The organism is Haemophilus parainfluenzae (genome assembly GCF_014931395.1).
GTDB lineage: Bacteria > Pseudomonadota > Gammaproteobacteria > Enterobacterales > Pasteurellaceae > Haemophilus_D.
On sequence record NZ_CP063120.1, the window covers coordinates 870,833 to 886,617 of the forward strand.

The window sequence follows — 15,785 nt, forward strand, 5'->3', positions numbered from 1 at the left end:
AATGACCACTTCAGAAAAAATCAATATTGCGTTTGCGATTGATGCAAAATATACCCCCCATTTGGAAGCGTTGCTAAAGTCAATTTGTTACTATAATAAGCACGTCAATTTTTATGTCTTACATAATGACATTCCCACAGAATGGTTTGAGGGGATTCGATGTAAATTAGAGAAAATGGGGCATAACCTTTTTTCTATTCATATTTCTGACGATATTTTTAAAGATTATAAGACGTTGGAACATATTTCTTCGTCGAGTAGTTATTATCGTCTTATGATCCCCAAACTGATTAATCAAGATCGTGTGTTATATTTGGACGCAGATATTATTGTGAATGGACCATTATCTGATTTTTATTATAGCGATCTGAATGGTGCTCCTGTAGGCGTTGTGAAAGATTATGGGATGGGGGAACACTTTCCGTTTCCTTATTTAGATGCATCAGTTTCCAAAAAATATTTCAATAGCGGTGTTCTACTGATTGATTGTGTGAAATGGCGAAATGAAGGTTTAGTCGATACGTTATTGCAAACAGTTGAAGAGTATGGTGATCAAGTGTTATATGGGGATCAGTGTATTTTAAATATCGTTTTACGAGAAAAAGCAAAATATTATAGTTTTACTGAAAATGCGCAAGTGCAATATATTGAAGCGATTAAAAATCGGCATAATATTAAGTCAATTAGCCTTGATGCCACTCCAACAATCATTCATTATGCTGCAAAGCATAAACCTTGGGATAATCAAAACCCAGCATTATTTGAGCGTGAGAAATATTGGTTTTTTCGCCATCTAGATTGGTCTTACCTTATTATGCGACCGAATAAAATTTTATAGTGTAATCTTAATTCTAGATAGCTAACGCAATTTCTCAGCAAGGTTGAGAATGAGTTTCCCAAGTATAGGTAGTGGATCGTTATTTATGAGATCTTGATATTTCAGTGTTAATTTTGTAGAACGTAGAGGTTGTTGACGAGCAACCTGTATTTGTTTCTCATCAGATGCACGATATTTATAGGCAATAAGACGAAGCTCATCAAGAGATATGTCCATATTATGGGCGAGTAAATCACGTAACTGATTTTCCCAAGCAAAATCACGAAACCCCTTTTTTTCCATCACCATCGTGATAGATTTTTCCAAGACTTTTTTAATTTGCTGAATTGTTGAGCGAATAGGATAATGCCCTAACCATAAATCATCCGTTTCGATGAACTTTGCATTAAATCGTTCAATAAACCAGTAATAGTAGTTGGCACTATTTGGTGCAATAAATACACTACTTTGAACTTCTTTTCCTTCAGCATTTCGTACGGAATGGCTGCCTATAGTTAATGTACAGGTTTCTGCAACCGCTCGTGGAATAATGACTTTTGGTGTGAGAATCTCTTCTTTTCGTTGGTCGGTAAAGTGGCAAATAAAATCCGGATCATACTCCGTAGAGCTTGGTAGATAGCCTCGCCAGGTATACATCCCAACATGATTTTGAGGAATCAGTGTGAGAAAATAATGTAATATTTCGCGAGATGGGCAATAAATTAACTCATCTGCATCAAGTGGAAAAATATAATCAATGTCAGCATCATTATTTAGAATATATTGCATCATTTGATTCATAATTCGTTCTTGAGCATATTCTAATTCATTATAGTGATAGATATGAATTAGTAATCCTTCTTGTTTAAGAAGTGTGAGAATTTCACGCGTATTGTCACTGCTATTGTGGTCAACAATATGAAGTTCATCTAATAAAGTTAAATTGTGGCGAATAAAGGTTTCAATGATATCACTTTCATTGCGCACCATACTTAAACCAACGAATTTTTTATTCATTTCTTATTTACCTAGCAGAACGCCTAATATTTTTAAAGATACTCTTTTGCTAATTTTAAATTGTCTAGTAACAGTTTTCGGTTTGGTTCTGGTACGGCGGGATTAAATAATAATTCGACGCAAAGATCATGACAAAGCTGGTAATTGCCCACCGAATTCGCACTTATAGCCAGTTCCTCTTTAGCTTTCCATTCATAAACAGAGTGATCCACAAAAAGAATATCTTTACTAAGGGGAATGTTTGCCGCCACAGTTGCATAAATATAAGCCAGTCTGGCTTTATTGTGGTGGCGTAATTGACGCGCTAAATGATAAAGACTTTCCGCTCGTTGTGGGCGATATTCATAAGTGGACAGCAATAAATTTTGTATCTCATTGAGTGAAGCATTTAATTCAATTTTTAATAAAGCGATTTGAAGGAATGAATAATAGACTTCTTCAGACCACCCCCCAAGATTAGCTCGAATTGCATACCATTCAATGGCTTTTTCATACATATCAGCATCACGATAAGATTGTGCGGTATAAAACGCATAGCGATCTTTAAGATCTTCATCTTCTTGAGAGTAAAAGGCTTTTTCTAACACTTGAGCATCGTGAAAATATTTTTGTGGATTGTTGCTACGAGCACCAAAACGCCCACTAATCACATAATAGTCACCAAAGATTTTTTGTTCCACAACTGTTTTTTTACGTTGTTCAACAAATTCATGCAATACGCCACGCCAATAGAATGACCCATCATTACGAAACATAAGTGTTCGGAAATAAACATTTGCACCAGTTACGCTATTTGCCATGCGTAGATAATAGCGATCACTTGTTAGCTCTTCAGGTAATACAAAATTTCCCTCAAAGCGGTCGTCTGCATCAAAGATGAATACATAATCTGTTTTTCCTTGTGCATGTTGTAACGCACAGTTTCGATTATGGGCAAAGTTAACCCATTCATCGTGGTGAATTTCGCCTTGAATGCCTTTTTCAGCAAAGAACTTTTCGATAATTTCTGCGGTATTATCATCAGAGCCCGTATCACTAATGACATAATAGTCGAGGGGAACATGAGCAATAATGTTCTCTAATGTATCTCGGATGATGGCAGATTCATTTTTGACAATCATATTTAAACAGATTGTTTTTTTATCAGTTCTTTGAGACATTAAAAGATTCTCTTTTTGTTGATAAGTGCGGTTATTTTTTAGCTTATTTTTGACTATTCGGTCACGTAGAAAACTTGTTTTTCAAATTCATGTTTACCGATTTTTACCGTCAGCACATATTTGCCGATAGGATCTCTACGGTCGAACGCCCAACAATTCATCATATATTTACCATTATCAATAGTGGGTCTGGTATAAGTGATGGTATGGAGTTTTTTATTTGGTGATGAAACAACTTTGGCATTTTCAATTATGCTTTTAAATTCAATTTTAGCTTGAGCCTTAAAAGTTTCGCTTACTGTCGCTTTTTTACCAAAATTACCTGTTGCTACCCAACATACTTTCTCTGTTTTTTTTGAGCGAGACATTTCTTTTTTGTGTAAATCGGGTGATGGTGCAGGTTCATTCGTTCTATCAAACACAGAAAGATAAATTGTCGGCTCATTTGCCGTATCTTTCGCCGCATCTTTTGATTCTGGTGCAGCCGCGAATGTGCCTGCTGAAAATAAGGTCGTAATTAAGGTAAATGTTGAGATTTTTTTCATGTTAGATTCCTTTTATGTGATTATTTTATTGAACAAGCATTATACCAAGGCAGCCCATATCTGCCAGCATTAAATTGGATGAGCCAAATAAGAAGGGATGCGTATTTGACGAAGGCTGTTCAAATTTTACTAAAATTTGTACTTTCTTTTTCACCCAAACCGTGTCTTTCCAGGCAAGTTCTGACACATCGACGTTGACGTCGTCTTGGCTTTCAATCACAAATTTAGCCCCTTGAATGGTGAAACCCACTGGCAGTGAGCTGTTGATGATCCAACGTTCGACAGTGCCGACTTTCGCTGAAACATCAACCCGACGCGGGTCAAAGCGTTGTTTGTTGATCAAGCCATTTGTGACATCCAATTCAAAGGTACGTTCTTGCGTGATTTTACTTGCGAGCATAGCGGAAGCATCAGTATTGAATGATTCATTCATTTTTTTACTGAATGCAGAGATTTCACCTAGTGGACGAAGTTCTAAAACGGTGTTATCGGCAAAATCATTATTAGAACTGAATACATTTTTGATTTTGTCGAAGAAACCACGTTTTACGCCAGAAATAAGTGATACGCCTTGGCCTTCGCTTAAATTAACTAACACTTCTGCGCGTTCACCCGGTGCTAGAATGAGAGAATTAATCGCTTTACCTTGTGGTAAAAAACCTAAATCTCTTGCAATGAGTAACATGTCTTGTTCGTTATCTAAACGGAGATCGTAGGCTCTTGCCAATGAGGCGTTGAGTAAACGTAAACGTACCCAACCGCGAGGGACGTCAAGATAAGGTGCTTCCTGTCCATTCACAAGAAGACGAGTACCAACAAAGTGCGGTTGATTTTGCTTAAATAATTGTAATCCGTCACCGTTAAATTCCATGTCTTGTAAGATTAATGGAATATCGTCCACGCCGTATTTATGAGGTAGCTGAGATTTTAAGCTTTGATCATCTTCAATCAACCACATCCCGACGATGCCGCGATAAGTTTGATAAGCCGAGTTTGCCAGGGTGGCAGAGCGATACCAGCAAGTCGAAGCAGGTTGGTCTATTGGGATAATCGGTGCCCAAGATTCCCCTTTTTTGAGGACTTTTGCAGCACCACCAAATAGTTCACCACTGGCTTGCAATCCTTGAATAGAGAGGGCAATGCTTTGTGGCAAATTGTTGTGATAATTGAGTTTTGCAAAAGACCCCGATTTGATGCGAATAGTCGGCCCAAGATAATTGCCGTTAAAGCCCCACACACTGACGCTATGGGAACCATCTAACTTGTAGCCGGTTTCTTCCATATTAAGAATAATGGGGCGACCACGTTTTGCTTCCATTAACGGCGGAATGGTTAATTTTTCTCGGGATGCCGCTAATACTGATTGAGGTGTGGCAGCAAGTGCGGTTGAAATTGCGGTAGTTTTTAATAATTGGCGACGAGAAAGACGCAACATATTATTTTCCTTGTGCAATTTCCGCATCGAGTTCAGCGATGCGTTTTTCCATCAAATCGTGGCAGTAAGAGGCGAGTTCGCGTACATTGTCTTTTGTGTAGGATGAAGTATCAATCGGATCCATCATTTCACAAATCACCTTGCCGTTATCCCAACGATTTAAATCAATTTTGTTATGTGTCGTCGAGCACACCACCGGCACGATTGGTACGCCAGCTGCAATCGCTGCATGGAATGCGCCTGTTTTGAATGGCAATAAACCACGACCACGGCTACGTGTGCCTTCAGGGAACATCCAAATTGACAGGTTGTCTTTATTGATACGACGAGCAAGTTCCGTCATGGTGCTGTGTGCTTTAGAACGATTTTCACGATCCAAGAAAATATTGCCGGTTACCCAATATAAAATACCGAAGAAAGGAATCCAAATTAGGCTTTTTTTACCTACACTTACCGTGCGAGGCAATACCATGTAAGAGATGGTCACCATATCGAAATTATTTTGGTGGTTACCGATGTAAATACAACGCGGCATATTCTCTTTATTTTGTGGAAAACGGTGTTCTACTTTTAAGCCAAATAAAGGGTATAAACGACCAAACCAGCGAGCCATAACGCCAACATTGCTTGGGTTTTTGAAACGAATAAAGGAATAGATCGTACCGAGCACACAAATTAAAATACAACAAAGTGCAACGATGAGAATTCTGGCGATTTTTAACATAGAAAATACCTAATTAAAATTTTTGGAAAGTATAGCAAATTACACAAAAATGTGTGCTAATCTAATGAAAAAAATGACGGAATAGTTATGAAACCCATTTATTTTATTGCAGATCTTCATTTGAGCGAAACGCATCCGGAATTAACCGCACTTTTTAACGATTTTATGCAAAACAAAGCGCAAGAAGCCCAAGCGGTTTATATTTTGGGGGATCTTTTTGATTTTTGGATTGGTGACGATGAAACGTCACCTTTAATCTCACAAGTAAAACAGTTGATTAAAAACCTGACAGAAAAGGGCATTGCTTGTTATTTCATTCATGGTAATCGAGATTTTCTCGTCGGGAAAAAATTTGCACAAGATTGTGGTTTAACGTTATTGCCAGACTATCATTGTGTTGATTTTGGTGGCGTGAAAACCTTAATTTGTCATGGTGATACCTTATGTATTGATGATGTGAAATATCAACAATTTCGCCGAAAGGTGCATCAAAAATGGCGACAAAGATTGTTTTTATGCTTGCCATTAAAAGTGCGGTTAAAAATTGCAGAGAAAATTCGCGCGAAGAGTAAACAAGATAAGCAATATAAGCCGCTGGATATCATGGATGTGAATTTAGCGTTTACGGCACAAACCGTAAAAGAATTTGGCGTAAATCGATTAATTCACGGTCATACGCATCGAGAAGCCATCCATCAGGAAAAAGGGTACACGCGAATTGTGTTAGGCGATTGGCGAAAGGATTATGCCTCAATTCTGGAAGTAACAGAAAACGGTTATCGGTTTATTTAAACAGAAAGCACAGGATTAAACCTGTGCTTTTTTGTATTAAAACGTGCTGATTTTCAACCGCACTTTATTCTACGGTTACCGATTTCGCTAAGTTACGAGGTTGGTCTACGTCGGTTCCTTTAATTAATGCCACATGGTATGACAATAATTGCATAGGAACGGTGTAGAAAATTGGTGCAATAATTTCATTCACTTTTGGCATAGTGATAATTTTCATGCCTTCGCTAGGTGTGAAGCCTGCTTCTTTATCAGCGAACACATAAAGCTGACCACCACGCGCACGCACTTCTTCAATGTTTGATTTCACTTTTTCAAGTAATTCATTGTTTGGTGCGACCACGATAACCGGCATATCTGCATCGATTAAGGCTAATGGCCCATGTTTTAATTCACCTGCAGCATAAGCTTCAGCATGGATATAAGAAATTTCTTTTAATTTCAATGAAGCTTCCATTGCGATAGGGTAGAACTCACCACGACCTAAGAAAAGCGCATGGTTTTTCTCTGCGAAGTCTTCTGCTAATGCCTCGATGTCTTTATCAAACGCAAGGGCTTTTTCAACTTCCGCCGGAAGTGATTGTAACGCTTTTACAATTTCAACCTCTTGTTCGTTTGAAATATTGCCTTTTACTTTACCAATGGCAGTGACTAACATTAATAATGCGGCCAACTGAGTGGTAAACGCTTTGGTTGATGCCACACCGACTTCAACGCCTGCACGTGTCATGAAAGCAAGATCAGATTCGCGTACTAAAGATGAACTTGATACGTTACAGATCGTTAAGGCTGCCATGTAACCTTTTTCTTTTGCAAGACGAAGTGCTGCAAGGGTATCCGCTGTTTCACCTGATTGAGAGATGGTGACTAACAAGCTATTTGGGCGAGTCACAAATTTGCGATAGCGGAATTCAGACGCGATTTCAACATCACAGCTCACACCCGCAAGTGCTTCAAACCAATAACGAGCGGTCATCCCTGCATTATAAGAAGTACCACAAGCTACGATTTGAATATGTTCAACTTTTTCTAAAATTTCAGCTGCGCCATTACCAATAGCATCCACAATCACGTTGTTGTGAAGGATACGTCCTTCCATTGTGTTGATTAATGCATTTGGTTGCTCATAGATTTCTTTTTGCATGAAATGGCGGAATTTGCCTTTTTCTGCAGCATCATTTTCAAGGTTAGACTCGTGTACTTCACGTTCTACTTTTTGACCATTCGCATCGTAAATATCCACAGTACGACGTGTGATTTCTGCGATATCGCCTTCCTCTAAATAGATGAAACGACGAGTTACGCTTAAGAGCGCAAGTTGGTCAGATGCCAGGAAGTTTTCACCAATTCCTAAACCAATCACTAATGGGCTGCCTGAACGAGCGGCCACTAAATGTTCTGGATGCTCACGATCTAGTACAACCATACCGTACGCACCAGTAAGTTGTTTTACGGTTTTTTGGACTGCTTCAAGAAGATTTGAAGCTGTACGCATTTCCCAATTAACAAGGTGAGCAATTACTTCGGTATCGGTTTGAGAATTGAACACATAGCCACGTGATTTAAGTAATTCACGTAATTCTTCGTGATTTTCGATGATACCGTTATGGACAACAGCAAAGTTACCTGAAGTATGCGGATGAGCATTAGCTTCAGACGGTTCACCATGAGTTGCCCAACGGGTGTGAGCAATCCCTGTACCGCCGATTAATGGTTTTACTGTAACGGCTTCATCAAGGGCTTTTACTTTACCCAAGCAGCGTACGCGGTGTAATTCATGGTTTGGATCCACGACAGCAACACCTGCAGAGTCATAACCACGATACTCTAAGCGGTGTAAACCATTAATTAAAATTTCTGCTACATCACGTTGTGCTACCGCACCAACAATACCACACATAGTTTTTCCTTATTTAATAAAATTAAAAGTCTTGTTTTTCTGACCGCACTTTATGTCACATCCACACAAATTACTTCCACGCCTTGCGCCACTATGGCTTCTTTGTCAGCCTGAGATAATTTGTTATCGGTAATCAGCACATCAATTTGCAGCCAGGTTAATTCCACATTTGGCATTTTTCTGCCAATTTTTTGTGATTCCACCATCACAATCACTTCGCGAGATACCTCCGCCATCACTTGGCTTAAGCGAACCAACTCATTAAATGTCGTTGTACCACGTTCTAAATCAATGCCATCAGCACCAATAAATAATTGGTCAAAATCATAAGAACGTAGCACTTGCTCGGCAATATTGCCTTGGAAGGATTCAGAACGCGTGTCCCAAGTGCCTCCCGTCATTAAGAGTGTCGGTTCGTTTTCGAGTGAACGTAATGCGGTGGCCACCGAAAGCGAATTCGTCATCACAACCAAGCCTTGTTTACGATTAAGCTGTTTAATCAAGGCGGCGGTTGTGCTGCCACTATCCACAATAATGCGATTGTGATCACGAATACGTTCTGCAGCTGCCTTTGCTAAGACTAACTTTCGTTGCGAAAGTTCATCATCTTGTTCTTCTTCGATGATTTCTTGTGGCATTAAAATGGCACCACCGTATTTACGAAGAAGGAAACCATTACTTTCCAATGCAGTGAGATCTTTTCGAATCGTCACTTCAGAGGTGTCAAATAACTGTACGAGTTGCTCTACACTGACTTCACCTTGTTCTTGCAGAAGTTGCATGATGGCATGTCTGCGTTGTTGAGTATTTCGGTGTTGAATGTTTCGGTGTTGAATGTTTCGTTTCATTATTTATATTCCATAATAAGTTTCGGTTCGGAATTATATCGGCAAAATAATGATTGTAAAGCTAAAATTTAGGTAACAAAAAACCCTGACAAAGCAGGGTTTAATTAAAATCCGTTTTAAGACAAATTATTTGATTGCGTCTTTTAATGCTTTACCAGATACGAATGCAGGAACTTTAGATGCTGCGATTTTGATTTCTGCACCAGTTTGTGGGTTACGGCCAGTACGTGCTGCACGTTTGTTTACTTTGAATGTACCGAAACCGATTAATTGAACAGGTTCACCTTTTTTAAGGCTACCAGTGATAGCAGCTAAAGTCGCTTCTAATGCAGCTTTAGCTTGTTTTTTGTTTAATTCAGCTGCACTTGCAATTGCATCGATTAAATCTGTTTTGTTCATAAATTTGTACCTTCTGTTAAATTAAAATTGACTCTATTTAAATAAGCGTAGCTTTTAACTGCTACGGCTTGGCAAAGTCTAATCTAACTGAGCGGGAAATAAAAGCTCGATTTGTAAAAATTGTGACAAATCTCACGTTATTGCTCAATTTTTATACCAATGTTGGAGATTCCCTCCTGTTTGATCTCGTTTCGGAGGGATAAAATCAAGTCTACATCGCGTTTTTCGCAGTCTTTGAGTAGTCGATAGATTTGCCATTGAAGGTCAAGTTCTTCTTCAATTTCTTTACGGCTTTTCAGCTCAGTCTCAGAAAGATCACGATTTTCTTGAGTTTCTAACAAAGAACAAACGGTGCCTAATGAAATTTGGCTGATTTGAATCGCTTTTTCGAGGGTCTCACCTGCGATAATTGCATGCAATAATTCACCTAGCGCTTCACAAGCATCAAGAGCAGGTACCACACCAAAGAAGTCATAATCATTCACATCAGGAATAATCTCTTCGAGCTTCTCTAATTGGTTTTCGAAATTGATTTTCGCCCCTTTAACGGTTAGAAATTCCCACACTAAATTTAAAATGTTGTGATAGGTCTTTTCTGCTTGTTCCTGTTCGGTCATTTGACAAAACAGGGCAAAGTTCGGTGCCATGCGTTCGCATAAGCAAGCCATAAAGGTCAGATGTTGCCAGCTTTCAACATTTTCGAGACGCTTGTGAATTGGATTTCGCATTTTTTTCTCGCTTACTTATGATAGGCTTTAGAGAACTCATGGATAGTATCCACGAAGATTTTTGGTGCACTTTCCGGCACGTCTTGGTGGATTCCATGGCCTAAGTTAAATACATGCCCGCTGCCTTGACCAAAATCGGCTAAAATTGACCGCACTTCTTGCTCAATACGATCTGCTGGTGCATATAACACGCTAGGATCCATATTGCCTTGTAGTGCCACTTTATGGCCCACACGTGCTTTCGCATCAGCCAAATTAACCGTCCAGTCTAATCCTAGCGCATCACAGCCCGTATTAGCCATGGCTTCTAACCATAAACCGCCGCCTTTAGTAAATAAAGTCACCGGCACTTTACGACCATCGTGTTCACGAATTAAGCCATCGACGATTTTATGCATATATTGCAGAGAGAAGTCTAAATATTCACGATGACCTAACACACCACCCCAAGTATCAAATACCATGACGGCTTGTGCACCAGCTTTGATTTGTGCGTTTAAGTATAAAATCACGGAATCCGCCACTTTATCTAATAAAAGATGCAAAGTTTGCGGTTCGGCATACATCATTTTTTTGATTTTATTGAAGGTTTTGCTGCTCCCACCTTCAACCATATAAGTCGCTAGGGTCCACGGGCTACCAGAGAAACCAATCAGTGGCACTTCGCCTTTTAGTTCGCGACGAATTGTGCGCACAGCATTCATCACATATTGGAGTTCGCCTTCAGGGTCAGGAATCGGTAAATTTTCGACCGCACTTTTGTTTTCAATTGGACGAGCAAATTTCGGGCCTTCACCTGCACCAAAACTTAAGCCTAAGCCCATTGCATCAGGAATAGTTAAAATATCTGAGAATAAAATAGCCGCGTCTAAAGCATAGCGACGAAGTGGCTGTAAGGTAACTTCACAAGCTAAATCCGCATTGCGGCAAAGAGACATAAAATCGCCCGCTTCTGCACGTGTTGCTTTATATTCAGGCAAATAGCGTCCCGCTTGGCGCATCATCCATACGGGGGTCATATCCACTGGTTCACGTAATAAGGCTTTTAAATAACGATCATTTTTTAATTCAGACATGGACTTTCCTTTATTTATTTTTTTGCTCCGCTTTACAAAGCTCAAGCGTAGCATTAATTAATTTGAGTGCGATAGTACCTGTTGGCGGTAATTCTGGCAAGGGGGCAGCGCTAGAAAACCATTGTGCATCATGCAGTTCTGTTTCTTGCAGTTTAATTTCTCCGCTGTCGTAATCAGCTAAAAAGCCCACCATTTGTGAATTCGGGAATGCCCAAGGTTGGCTACCGAAATAGCGAATATTCTTCACGCGAATACCCGTTTCTTCAAACACTTCACGATGAACCGCATTTTCGAAGGTTTCACCCACTTCTACAAAACCGGCTAGCGTGGTGTAAATACCTGCTTTGCCTGGCGTGTAATGGCGTTTATGGTTGGCTAATAAAATCTCTGTGCCACGGCGAACGGCGACAATAATCGAAGGGCAAATAACCGGGTAAGTACGATAGCCACAACTTGTGCATTGAACCGCTAGCTCATCGTGAGTTTGTTCCGCTTTTTGACCGCACTTTCCGCAGAATTGGTGGGTTTTCAAAAAATGATTGATTTCCACGCCTCGGCTTAATAAATGAAAATCTTCAGTCGGTAATGACAACAAACTCCGTAAGGAAAGGTATTCTCGTTCATCTTGATCATTTTCTGCCACAAGCCATAAAGGTTGTGATTTCCATTTCCCGAGCAACATTGCTTTTTGCGTTGTGAGGCCGAGTTCCTTTGCTGTTCCGAAAGGCAGATCATTTTCCTGCCAATAAAGTGTCGATCCTTTGGTGAGCAGCCAATATCCCTGATCTTCGGGCTGAATTGCATTCATATTTTTCTCTTTTTGTTTCAAAAGTGCGGTCATTATAAAAGGGATTTTTCGGAAAAACGAATTTAATTTCTGTGATAAAAATAGCTAGTCAGTTTTCGTTGTGCTACAGTAGTAACCTGTTTTTCTCTTTAAAATTAGGAATGACAAATGACTTTTTTCTCTTTTGCTTTTTTAGAAAATGCGATGTCTTTTGAAGGTTATTTTAAATATATCACCATTTTTGTCTCGTTAGGTGCATTGCTTGTGGTGACAAGCTTATATTTACGTCATCGGTTACAAACCAAATATCGCGATCTCAGTATTATCTTTCTTTTATTAATTATTTTCTTGCTCGGTGTGCAATATAAGCAATATGAGCGAAATGAAGTCTATGCAGCTGATATCTCTAGCCTGGTGACATTTTTAAATTCGGTGAAAGATAGTCAAAATTTACAGAAAGAAGATATTCGTACCAATAGCCGTACATTAACGAACGGCATGATTTTAAATATTCGGGATCAGTATTTCGAAGTCCATTTTAATAATGATTTTTCAGCGTATACCTTATCCCCAATTAACTTAGTAAACCCTAATGTTACTGTGATTGATAAGGAGGATAAATAATGGATGGCTACACATTATTAGGCTTGAAATTGGCCATGGGTATTATTGGACTGGTACTCCAAATTAACTTAATGGGAAAAGGTAACCTTGCACCGACTTCCGCGATGGATCAGGTACAAAACTATGTGCTAGGTGGCATTATTGGTGGTGTGATTTATAGCGATAGTATTGGGGTATTCCAGTTCTCTCTCGTGCTCGTGCTTTGGACATTATTGGTTTTTACCCTCCGTTTTATCAAAAATCATAACAAATTAGTTAAATCTTTGATTGATGGTAAACCTGTTTGGGTGATTTCAAACGGTAAGGTTAAAACCGCTGAATGTATGAAACACAGTATTACTGCTAATGACCTCATGTTTAAGTTACGTGCTGCCGGTATTTATGAAATCAAAACGGTTAAACGTGCGGTATTCGAACAAAATGGGCAACTCTCGATTATTCAATACGGCGATGATAACTTACGTTATCCATTAATTGTTGATGGACAATTAGATGATGATGTTTTAGAAATTATTGATCGTGATGAAGAATGGGTTAAAACTGAGTTAGAAAAACAGAACATAACGATTGAGCAAGTGTATATTGGCGAATACTTGAATGGTCAGTTAGTGGCACATGTATATGAAAACAAATAAAAGAGACCGCACCTTAAAAGTGCGGTCTTTTTTTCGCTCATTTTAACCGACAACAAAAGGTAAATAACCCGCTCGGATGGCAAAAGGAATTGAAGTAATCATCACCCCAAGCACCAATACAAGTACTAACAATGCTTTACCGCCCCACACTCTGTATGGCAAGTTAGGATGAATCGCACGTGCTTTCCAAACTAATGCTACCGGTAAAACCACTGCGTAGAACGCAAACATTTGACCAGCATAACCCAGAGCGAGAATAAAACCTTCCGGATAGAAAAGGGAGAAAAGCACTGGTGGAATAAAGGTCATTAAACCCAATGAAATGCGCCCTGCATGAATATTAAAAGATTGTTTGAGCAAGTCTTCAATACATTCTAATAAACCTAATGCCACCCCTAAGAATGAAGTGACCAATGCTAAAGTGGAGAAGATTTTTACCGCATTCGCAATAATTGGGCTTTGGGTGATTTCTAAGGTTGCTTTCACCAAGCCATTTAACGTGGCGTCTTCACGTAAAATTTGTAAGAACTCATTTTGGCTGAGTAAGCCGTGCGTAGAAAGTTGCCATAAAAAGTAAGCAAATAACGTGATACCAGAACCGACTAAAATCGCAATGCGTAAGGATTTCACATTACCGTCTAAGTATTTATTTAAGCTAGGAATCGAACCGTGGAAGCCAAATGCTGTGAAAAATACAGGGCTTGCAGAAATAATTAAGGCATTATCAATCGGCATCGCCATTAAGTTATCAAATTTAATGTTTGGTAACATTAATGCGAGCACTAAGATAAAAGTGGCAATCATCACAAAGAATAGGACACGGTTAATTTTATCCACACTGTGTGTGCCAATGACAATAAAACTACCGAAGAAAATGGTGAATACAAGCACCGCGATTTTGTTCATGGTGTCTTTATCCCCCATGGCTGGGAGTAAATCCATTAATAAGGAACCACCACCACTTACATAAGCAGCAATTAAGGCATATAAAAAGACAATTAAAACAGCAGTGGAAATAATTCGCCCTGCTTTACCAAAATATTGTGCAGCAAGTGTGCCGATCCCCGCATCGCTGTCAGCGGTTTGATACAGTTCCACGAATAAAAGTGCGGTGAATGTGAGTACCGCCCACAAGCCAATTAATAAGAAAACCGTCGCCGTTAAGCCAATCCCTGCAGAGGTGAGCGGCATTGCCAACATCCCCGCACCAATCATGGTTCCTGCAACAAGTAAGGTGCTTCCCACAGTCTTGTTCATTTTACTTTCCTTTGATTGTAATAATTAATTTACGATGATTGTATTTTAATCTTTACAGTGTGTAAAGTGGAGAAAACAAATTTCTTCTACAAAATGTACGGTAGAAATGACCGCACTTTCCCGATAAAATAACCGGCAAATCAATTAAGACGAGAGACAATAGTAGGAGAGCGCTTATGATTTATAGTATGACAGCCTTTGCACGCCTTGAAATCAAGAAAGATTGGGGCGATGCAGTTTGGGAAATTCGTTCAGTTAACCAACGTTATTTGGAAAACTTTTTCCGCTTGCCGGAGCAATTCCGAGGTTTAGAAAATACTTTGCGTGAGAAACTTCGTCAAAATCTCACTCGCGGTAAAATTGAATGTTCATTGCGTATTGATAGCAAAAAACAAGCGGCGGCTGAGCTCAATTTAAATAAAGAATTAGCGAATCAAGTTATTCAATCTTTACAATGGATTAAGGCACAAGCTGGTGAGGGCGAAATCAATTTAGCGGACATATTGCGTTATCCCGGCGTGGTAGAAGCGGCTGAGCAAGATTTAGATGCTATCAGTCAAGATTTGTTGACAGCTTTTGATGAGTTGTTGGTGGAATTCATTGCAATGCGTGGGCGTGAAGGCGAAAAATTGCAAGCCATTATTCAACAACGTCTTGATGGTATTACTGCAGAAGCTGAAAAAGTGCGGTCACAAATGCCGGCGGTTTTACAATGGCAGCGTGAACGTTTATTGCAACGTTTTGAAGAAGCGAAGATTCAACTCGATCCACTACGAGTCGAACAAGAAATGATTTTACTGGCGCAACGTGTGGATGTGGCGGAAGAATTAGATCGTCTGCAAATGCACGTGAAAGAAACCAATAATATCTTGAAAAAAGGCGGGGCAGTGGGCCGTAAACTGGATTTTATGATGCAAGAGCTGAATCGTGAATCGAACACGTTGGCATCAAAGTCCATTAATGCCGATATTACCGCTTCTGCTGTGGAGTTGAAAGTATTAATTGAACAAATGCGTGAACAAATTCAAAACCTTGAATAGGAAA

Annotated in this window: 17 protein-coding genes; 5 read left to right on the plus strand and 12 right to left on the minus strand. The window is 39.4% G+C overall.

What is annotated here, in order from left to right; genetic code table 11:
* Position 1 precedes the first annotated feature (1 nt).
* Positions 2-838 (plus strand): glycosyltransferase family 8 protein, encoded by an 837-nt coding sequence (locus INP94_RS04260; RefSeq protein WP_197544126.1) that lies wholly within the window; start codon positions 2-4, stop codon positions 836-838.
* Between the two features lie 21 nt (positions 839-859).
* On the opposite strand, the gene INP94_RS04265 is transcribed toward INP94_RS04260, so the two are convergent.
* From INP94_RS04265 to INP94_RS04285, 5 genes are read right to left on the minus strand one after another with little or no spacing between them, the layout of a single operon-like run.
* A complete protein-coding gene (locus INP94_RS04265) occupies positions 860-1,834 on the minus strand; it encodes a glycosyltransferase family 2 protein (RefSeq protein ID WP_178164869.1) in 975 nt (324 codons plus the stop codon).
* A 32-nt stretch (positions 1,835-1,866) separates the two neighbouring features.
* On the minus strand, positions 1,867-2,994 hold the full coding sequence (locus INP94_RS04270; protein WP_197544127.1) for a glycosyltransferase: 1,128 nt from the start codon (positions 2,992-2,994) through the stop codon (positions 1,867-1,869).
* Between the two features lie 53 nt (positions 2,995-3,047).
* Complete coding sequence (locus INP94_RS04275) at positions 3,048-3,539, minus strand: PM0630 family protein (protein WP_197544128.1); 492 nt, start codon at positions 3,537-3,539, stop codon at positions 3,048-3,050.
* 25 nt (positions 3,540-3,564) lie between these two features.
* Entirely contained in the window at positions 3,565-4,974 is a 1,410-nt protein-coding gene (locus INP94_RS04280; RefSeq protein WP_197544129.1) for a multicopper oxidase domain-containing protein, read from the minus strand.
* Between the two features lies 1 nt (position 4,975).
* Complete coding sequence (locus INP94_RS04285) at positions 4,976-5,698, minus strand: 1-acylglycerol-3-phosphate O-acyltransferase (RefSeq protein WP_197544130.1); 723 nt, start codon at positions 5,696-5,698, stop codon at positions 4,976-4,978.
* A gap of 87 nt (positions 5,699-5,785) precedes the next feature.
* Here INP94_RS04285 and lpxH point away from each other — a divergent pair, with 87 nt between their 5' ends.
* On the plus strand, positions 5,786-6,490 hold the full coding sequence (gene lpxH / locus INP94_RS04290; RefSeq protein WP_197544131.1) for a UDP-2,3-diacylglucosamine diphosphatase: 705 nt from the start codon (positions 5,786-5,788) through the stop codon (positions 6,488-6,490).
* 64 nt (positions 6,491-6,554) lie between these two features.
* Here the strand turns inward: lpxH and glmS are convergent, their stop codons facing one another.
* From glmS to nudC, 6 genes are all read right to left on the minus strand, one after another.
* On the minus strand, positions 6,555-8,387 hold the full coding sequence (gene glmS, locus INP94_RS04295; protein ID WP_197544132.1) for a glutamine--fructose-6-phosphate transaminase (isomerizing): 1,833 nt from the start codon (positions 8,385-8,387) through the stop codon (positions 6,555-6,557).
* A 50-nt stretch (positions 8,388-8,437) separates the two neighbouring features.
* Positions 8,438-9,235: a DeoR/GlpR family DNA-binding transcription regulator gene (locus INP94_RS04300; protein ID WP_197544133.1), complete on the minus strand. Its 798-nt coding sequence runs from the start codon at positions 9,233-9,235 to the stop codon at positions 8,438-8,440.
* A 126-nt stretch (positions 9,236-9,361) separates the two neighbouring features.
* Positions 9,362-9,634, minus strand: coding sequence for an HU family DNA-binding protein (locus INP94_RS04305; RefSeq protein ID WP_005696943.1), 273 nt, complete (start codon positions 9,632-9,634; stop codon positions 9,362-9,364).
* 137 nt (positions 9,635-9,771) lie between these two features.
* A complete protein-coding gene (locus tag INP94_RS04310) occupies positions 9,772-10,362 on the minus strand; it encodes a YjaG family protein (RefSeq protein ID WP_197544134.1) in 591 nt (196 codons plus the stop codon).
* Between the two features lie 11 nt (positions 10,363-10,373).
* Positions 10,374-11,438 (minus strand): uroporphyrinogen decarboxylase, encoded by a 1,065-nt coding sequence (gene hemE, locus INP94_RS04315; RefSeq protein WP_197544135.1) that lies wholly within the window; start codon positions 11,436-11,438, stop codon positions 10,374-10,376.
* A gap of 10 nt (positions 11,439-11,448) precedes the next feature.
* On the minus strand, positions 11,449-12,246 hold the full coding sequence (nudC, locus tag INP94_RS04320; protein ID WP_049380161.1) for an NAD(+) diphosphatase: 798 nt from the start codon (positions 12,244-12,246) through the stop codon (positions 11,449-11,451).
* A gap of 147 nt (positions 12,247-12,393) precedes the next feature.
* Between nudC and INP94_RS04325 the strand changes: the two genes are divergently transcribed.
* A complete protein-coding gene (locus INP94_RS04325; RefSeq protein ID WP_049380160.1) occupies positions 12,394-12,849 on the plus strand; it encodes a DUF3290 family protein in 456 nt (151 codons plus the stop codon).
* Positions 12,849-13,484, plus strand: a complete 636-nt coding sequence (locus INP94_RS04330) for a DUF421 domain-containing protein (protein ID WP_197544136.1) — start codon at positions 12,849-12,851, stop codon at positions 13,482-13,484. Before INP94_RS04325 ends, INP94_RS04330 begins: the two co-directional genes overlap by 1 nt.
* A gap of 42 nt (positions 13,485-13,526) precedes the next feature.
* Here INP94_RS04330 and INP94_RS04335 read toward each other — a convergent pair whose 3' ends face one another.
* Positions 13,527-14,741, minus strand: a complete 1,215-nt coding sequence (locus tag INP94_RS04335; RefSeq protein ID WP_197544137.1) for an aromatic amino acid transporter — start codon at positions 14,739-14,741, stop codon at positions 13,527-13,529.
* A gap of 176 nt (positions 14,742-14,917) precedes the next feature.
* On the opposite strand from INP94_RS04335, the gene INP94_RS04340 reads away from it, so the two are divergent.
* Positions 14,918-15,781: a YicC/YloC family endoribonuclease gene (locus INP94_RS04340; RefSeq protein WP_197544138.1), complete on the plus strand. Its 864-nt coding sequence runs from the start codon at positions 14,918-14,920 to the stop codon at positions 15,779-15,781.
* Positions 15,782-15,785: the final 4 nt, after the last annotated feature.